Origin of the sequence: Streptomyces triticirhizae (assembly GCF_003696235.1) — a bacterium.
In the GTDB taxonomy this organism is placed as follows: Bacteria; Actinomycetota; Actinomycetes; order Streptomycetales; family Streptomycetaceae; genus Streptomyces; species Streptomyces triticirhizae.
In genome coordinates this window covers 1-5,729 of the sequence record NZ_RFFJ01000282.1, presented here as the reverse complement: position 1 = coordinate 5,729, position 5,729 = coordinate 1, and the positions used below count along the sequence as shown (strand labels likewise).

Sequence of the window (5,729 nt, the reverse complement as noted above, 5' to 3'; positions counted from 1 at the left end):
ACCGCATCAAACACTGGCGCGGCCTCGCCACCCGCTACGACAAAACCGCAACCATCTACCTCGCCGGACTCCACATCGCAGGCATCTTCATCTGGTCCGCACGATGATCCAAACGAAAGAACCTAGGAGACCCGGGTGGTCGTGGCCCACTCGCTGGGCACGGTCGTCGCGTACGAGGCGCTGTGCGCGGAGCGGCGCCACCGGGACCTGACGCTGGTCACGCTGGGCTCGCCGCTGGGCATCCGCAACCTGGTGCTGGACCGCCTCGACCCGGCGCCGCTCAGTGGACGCGCCCGCTGGCCGGGCGCCGTCCGGGCGTGGACCAACGTCGCCGACGGGAGCGATGTCGTGGCCCTCGTCCCGGAGTTGGCGCCGGCCTTCGGCGAAGCGGTCCGCGATGTCCGCGTCCACAACGGCACCCACGCCCACGACGCCCGGCCGTACCTGACGGCGGCGGAGACGGGGCGGGCGATCGCGGAGGCGCTGGGGATGCCGGGGGCGTGATCCGGCGGGCTTTCCGTCCCGAGGTCGCCCGGTCACCGAGGTCGCCCCGGCTCCGCCACACCTGACAGGCTTGTGGTCGGGGCTGGGCGGAGGACCGTGGTGTGGTGACCCGACTCGGGGGGAAGTGCGATGGAGTTTCTGGTGCTGGGGCCGTTGGAGGTTCGGGGGAGTGGTGGGCCGCCGGGGGTGGCGGGGCGGCTGCGGCGGGCGTTGTTGGGGGTGTTGTTGGCGCGGGCCGGTCAGGTTGTGCCGGCGGATGTGCTGGTGGACGCGCTGTGGGGGGAGCGCGCGGACGAGCGGGCCGGTCAGCGGCTGCACCTCCAGGTGCACCGGCTGCGCGGCTTCCTCGACGGGCCTGAGCGGCTGTCCCGCGTCGAGAACGGGTACCGACTGCGCGTCGACGAGGGGGAGTTGGACGCGGAGCGGTTCGAGTCGCTGGTGGCGCGGGCCGTCGGGCTGGTGGAGCGGGAGCCCGCGCGGGCGGTCGAGACGCTGCGGGCCGCGCTCGCGCTGTGGCGCGGCGCGCCGTTCGCCGACTCGGACGTTCCCGAGCTGTGCGCATGGGCGGATCGCCTCGCCGAGCGGCGGCTCGTCGCGTGGGAGACGCTGTACCGGGCCGAGTTGGCCTGCGGCGCCGGCGCCGAACTCGTCGACGGCCTGGAGGAGTTGGCGAGGGCGCACCCGTTGCGGGAGCGGCTGACGGAGCTGCTCGTGACCGCGCTGCACCGGGCGGGCCGGCGGGACGAGGCGTTGGCCGCCTACCGCAGGGCGCGGCGGTGCCTCGCCGATGAGCTGGGTCTGGAACCGGGTGCGGAGCTGCGGGAGGTGGTCGCTCGCGTGCGGTCGGGCGCGGCGCCGCCCGACCGCCTGGCGGCGGCCTCGCCCGAGCCCGCGCCCAACCAACTGCCCGCCGACATAGGGGGCTTCGTCGGCCGGGGGGCCGAACTGGCCGAGCTGGACGCGCGGGTGTCCGCGCCCGTGCCCGTGCTGATCACGGCGGTGGCCGGGACCGCCGGCGTCGGGAAGACGGCGCTGGCGGTGCGCTGGGCGCACCGGGCGCGGGAACGGTTCCCCGACGGCCAGCTCTATGTGGACCTGCGCGGCTACGGCCCCGACCAACCCCGCGCCCCCGAGGATGTGTTGGCCGGCTTCCTGCGCGCGCTGGGCATGGCCGGCTCGGCGATCCCGCACGAGCTGGACGAACGGGCGGCGCGCTTCCGGACGTTGGTGGACGGCCGGCGGATGTTGCTGCTGCTGGACAACGCCGCCGACGTGGCGCAGGTGCGGCCGCTGCTGCCCGGCAGCCCGTCCTGCGTCACGCTGGTCACCAGCAGGGACACGTTGACCGGCCTGGTGGTCAGGGAGGGCGCGCGGCGGGTCGCGCTCGACCGGTTCAGCGCCGTGGAGGCGCGCGAGCTGCTGCGGAGCCTGCTCGGCGAGGAGCGGCTGGCGACCGAGCCGGCGGCCGCGGTGGACGCGCTGGTCGAGCGCTGCGCCCGGCTTCCGCTGGCCCTGCGCATCGCGGCCGAGCTGGTGCGGTCGCACCGAGGCCCCGGCGGGGTCGCCGCCCTGGCCGGTTCGCTGGCCGGGCGGCGCGGGGCGCTCGACCTGCTGGACGTCGACGACCCGCAGACGGCGGTGCGGGCGGTGTTCTCCTGGTCCTACCAACGGCTGGCGCCGGACGAGGCGTTGGTGTTCCGGATGGTGGGCGCGCACCCCGGCCCCGATCTGGAGGAGCACGCGGTGGCCGCGCTCGCGGGGCTCGAACGGCGCGCGGCGCGGCGCGCGTTGGACGCCCTGGTGCGCGGCCATCTGGTCGAGCGCTCCCCGTCCGGCCGCTACGGCCTGCATGATCTGCTGCACGCCTACGCCACCGAGTTGGACGGCCCGGCGGACGAACGGATGGCCGCGTTGGGCCGGTTGTCCGACTACTACCTGTCCACCGCCTCCGCCGCCATGGACGTCCTGGTGCCGCAGGAGACGTTCCGCCGCCCGCCCGCGCCGGACTGGCCCGGCGAGGCGCCCCGCTTCGACTCGCCCGAATCGGCCCGCGACTGGCTCGACGCCGAGCGCGCCAACCTGCTCGCGCTCGCCAGGATCAGCGGTCCACGACGCACGCTCGACCTGGCCGAGACGCTCTGGCGCTACCTCTTCCTCGGCGGCTTCCCCGACGAGGCGCTCCACCTCTACACCCGCGAGCTGTCGGCGGCCCGCGCGCTCGGCGACCCGCTCGCCGAGGCGCGCGCCAGGAACAACCTGGGCAAGACGATGGACCAACTCGGCCTGGACGGCGAGGCGGCGCTCGACCACCTGCGCGCGGCGCTCGCCGCCTACGAGCGCGCCGGGCTGCCCGAGTGGCAGTCGGCGGTGCGCAACAACCTCGGCGTCGCGCACGGGCGGCGCGGCGAACTCGACGCCGCCGTCGCCGAGTTCGAGGCGTCCCTGGCGCTGGTCAGCCCCGACGGACCCTGGCCGCTGCGTCGCGCGCCGATGGTCAACGTCTCCCGCTGCCTGAAGGAAATGGGGCGCCCCGACGAGGCGTTGGGCATCCTGGCACGGGTGCTGGAACTCTGCCGCGAGCACGAGGACCTGATCCACATCCCCAACGCGCTCACCGGGCTCGCCGACCTGTCGCTGCTCACGGGCCGGGAGGCGGAGGCGCGGGCGCACGCCGTGGACGGGTTGGCGCTGGCGCGCGAACACGGCTTCCGGGCCGTGGAGGTGGACTGCCTGCGGGTGCTGGGCGTGGTCGCCCGCAGCGCCGACCAGCCGGCGGAGGCCGTGCGCCGCCACGAGGAGGCGCTGGCGGTGGCGCGTTCGATCGGTTCCCGGCACACGCTGCTGGAGGCGCTGGACGAGCTGGCCGCGAGCCAGGCGGCCGCCGGCGACCTGGCACGGGCGCTGGCCACGCGCCGGGAGGCGTTGGACGTGGCGACCGAGGCCGGTCACCGGGCGGGCGCGGCGGCCGCCCACGCCGCCCTCGCGGCGCTGCACGCGCGGCGCGGCGAGACGGAGGCGGCGCGGGCGCACGGGCGGGATGCGGTCGGCGGACACGAGGCGCTGGGGCAGCGCACCGAGGCGGACGAGGTGCGGTCCGCGCTCGCCGACCTGGCGGGACGGGAGGGGCTGGGGGAGCGGGCGTTCGCGGGGCGCGTTGGGCGTTCGGAGGGGCGGCCGTTCCCGACGGTGCGCCGGGGATAAGTTGGGGCAAAACCGTACCGGTGCGGCGTGCGCGTCGTTCCCGGTGGGCCCTGGCTGGGAGGCGTGCGTGGGATGTCGGTGAGCGATCGGGAGTTCGCCGAGGGGTTGCGGCGGCGGGTTCGGGATGGTGAGTGGGCCGTGGGGGAGGCACTGCCGGCAGCTGAGGAGTTGGGGCGGCGCTGGGGCGCGGGGGCGGCGGAGGTACGGTCGGCGCTCGCCGCGTTGACGGCCGAGGGCTGGGTCGGGCCAGGCGATGCCGGCGGCCTCGTGGTCCGCGCGCCGCGCCGGGCCGTGGTGCGTTCCAACGAGCGGCACCAGTGGGAGAAGGACCGCGCCCGGCAGCCCAGGGAGGTGCGGGCCGGCACCGGGGTGACCGAACGGGACACCGGGCTGACCATGGACGAGCTGGTCTTCACCGCGCGCTACCACGAGGCGGTCGCCGACGCGGGGTTGGCGGAGGCGTTCGGGGTGCCGGAGGGCACGGCGCTGGTGGAACGGGTCTACCGCACCCGGTACGGGCGGGAGTCGGCGCCGTTCAACCTCACCAGCTCGTTTCTGGTGCGGGAGTGGGTCGCGGACAACCCGGCGCTGCTGGACGAGACCAGGGAGCCCTGGCCGGGTGGCACACAGCACCAACTAGGCACCGTGGGCATCGAGTTGGACCGGATCGTCGAGGAGGTCACGGGCGTCGGCCCGGCCTTTCGCGCGGAGGCGGATGAGTTGGGGCTGGCGCCCGGCGCACCCGTGATCCGCCTGTGCCAGCGCTCCGTCGCCACCGACGGCCGCACCGTCGAACTCTCCCGCATCACCCTCCCCGCGGACCGCACCCGCCTCCGCTTCGTGACCCGGCTGAACCGGTGGTGAACGCACCCCTCACTCCCCCAGGTGCGCGTAAGGGGCCCAGAGCCAGGGGCTGTTGGGGTAGCGGGAGCGGAGGGTCGCGGTGGTGTGGTGGAGGGCGAGGGCCGGTGGGGTGGGGTGGCGGAGGTGGGGGTAGAGGAGGCGGGCGAACTCGGCGGACTGGCGGGTGGTGACGGGCCACAGGGTGGCGATCACCGAGCGGTAGCCGGCGAGTTGGCAGGCGGTGGCCAGGTGGTGGGCCTCGTCCTGGAGGTCGAGGGAGCCCGACCCCGTGGCGCAGGCGGCGAGGACGGCCAGGTCGGCGTCGACCGGGTGGCGGGCGAGGTCGTCCGTGGTCAGGGCGCCGTCGGCCAGCAGCAGGCGGTTGGCCTCGCGGTGGATCGGGTCAACGGTCGCGTGGCAGGCGAAGTGCGCCCGGCCGTGCCTCGGGAGCGCGGCCAGGACGGCGGCGCGGGTAGCGGCCGGCCCGCTCAGCACCGTCGCCTCGGGCATCAGCTCGGTCAACGCGGCGACCTCGTCGTGGGCGTTCGCCGCGTCCACGATCAACGGGCGGCGCGGGGTGGGGCGTTGGGGCTGGCCGGTGCGGGCGAGGGCGGCGAGGGTGGGCGTGTGGGAGGAGACCACCAGGTCGGGAACGGCGCGCTCGCCGTCGCCCGCCGCGTGCAGGGGCAGCGCGGTGAGCACCCCGGTCGGGCACCACCACAGCCGGGGCGGCGGGTCGGCGCGCGGCGGGTCGAGGGCTTCGAGCACGGGTGCGGCGACGGCCTCCCACAGCCACACGAGGGTCTCCCGCACGGTCCGCCCGGCGGCGCGGCGCTCGTCGAGGGTGCGCGCCGGGGCGCTCACGCCGGCGGTCGCGTCGAGGAACGCGACGCAGCGCTCCACCGCCTCCCGGGCGTCGAGCCGGGGCAACGGGACCACGGTGAGTCGGTGGTCGCGCAACAGGAGGGCGTGGCCCCCGAGTTGGCTGAGGTTGAGCACCGCGACCGGACCCGGCAGGTCGAGCGCGGTCGGGTCGGGGTCGGGCCGGGTGAGGAACGCGGCGCGCTCGGGCAGGTCCAGGACGCGGCCCGGCGACTCGGCCTCGGCGGTGGCGGCGCCGGGCCGGTCGGGCCCGGGGGCCCCGGCGAGTTCGGCGGCGAGCGCCGGGTCGCGGTCGCGGA

General features: G+C 76.1%; 4 protein-coding genes. 3 read left to right on the top strand and 1 reads right to left on the bottom strand.

What is annotated here, in order from left to right:
• Positions 1 to 135: 135 nt before the first annotated feature.
• From EBN88_RS28090 to EBN88_RS28080, 3 genes are all read left to right on the top strand, one after another.
• A complete protein-coding gene (locus tag EBN88_RS28090; protein ID WP_122399843.1) occupies positions 136 to 504 on the top strand; it encodes a hypothetical protein in 369 nt (122 codons plus the stop codon).
• 129 nt (positions 505 to 633) lie between these two features.
• Positions 634 to 3,705 carry a BTAD domain-containing putative transcriptional regulator gene (locus tag EBN88_RS28085; protein ID WP_122399842.1) on the top strand — a complete coding sequence of 1,024 codons (3,072 nt, stop codon included), beginning with the start codon at positions 634 to 636 and terminating at the stop codon, positions 3,703 to 3,705.
• A gap of 72 nt (positions 3,706 to 3,777) precedes the next feature.
• Positions 3,778 to 4,569, top strand: a complete 792-nt coding sequence (locus EBN88_RS28080; RefSeq protein ID WP_122399841.1) for a GntR family transcriptional regulator — start codon at positions 3,778 to 3,780, stop codon at positions 4,567 to 4,569.
• Between the two features lie 9 nt (positions 4,570 to 4,578).
• On the opposite strand, the gene EBN88_RS28075 is transcribed toward EBN88_RS28080, so the two are convergent.
• On the bottom strand, positions 4,579 to 5,729 hold a 1,151-nt coding region (locus tag EBN88_RS28075), incomplete at its 5' end, for a CHAT domain-containing protein (RefSeq protein ID WP_147472877.1).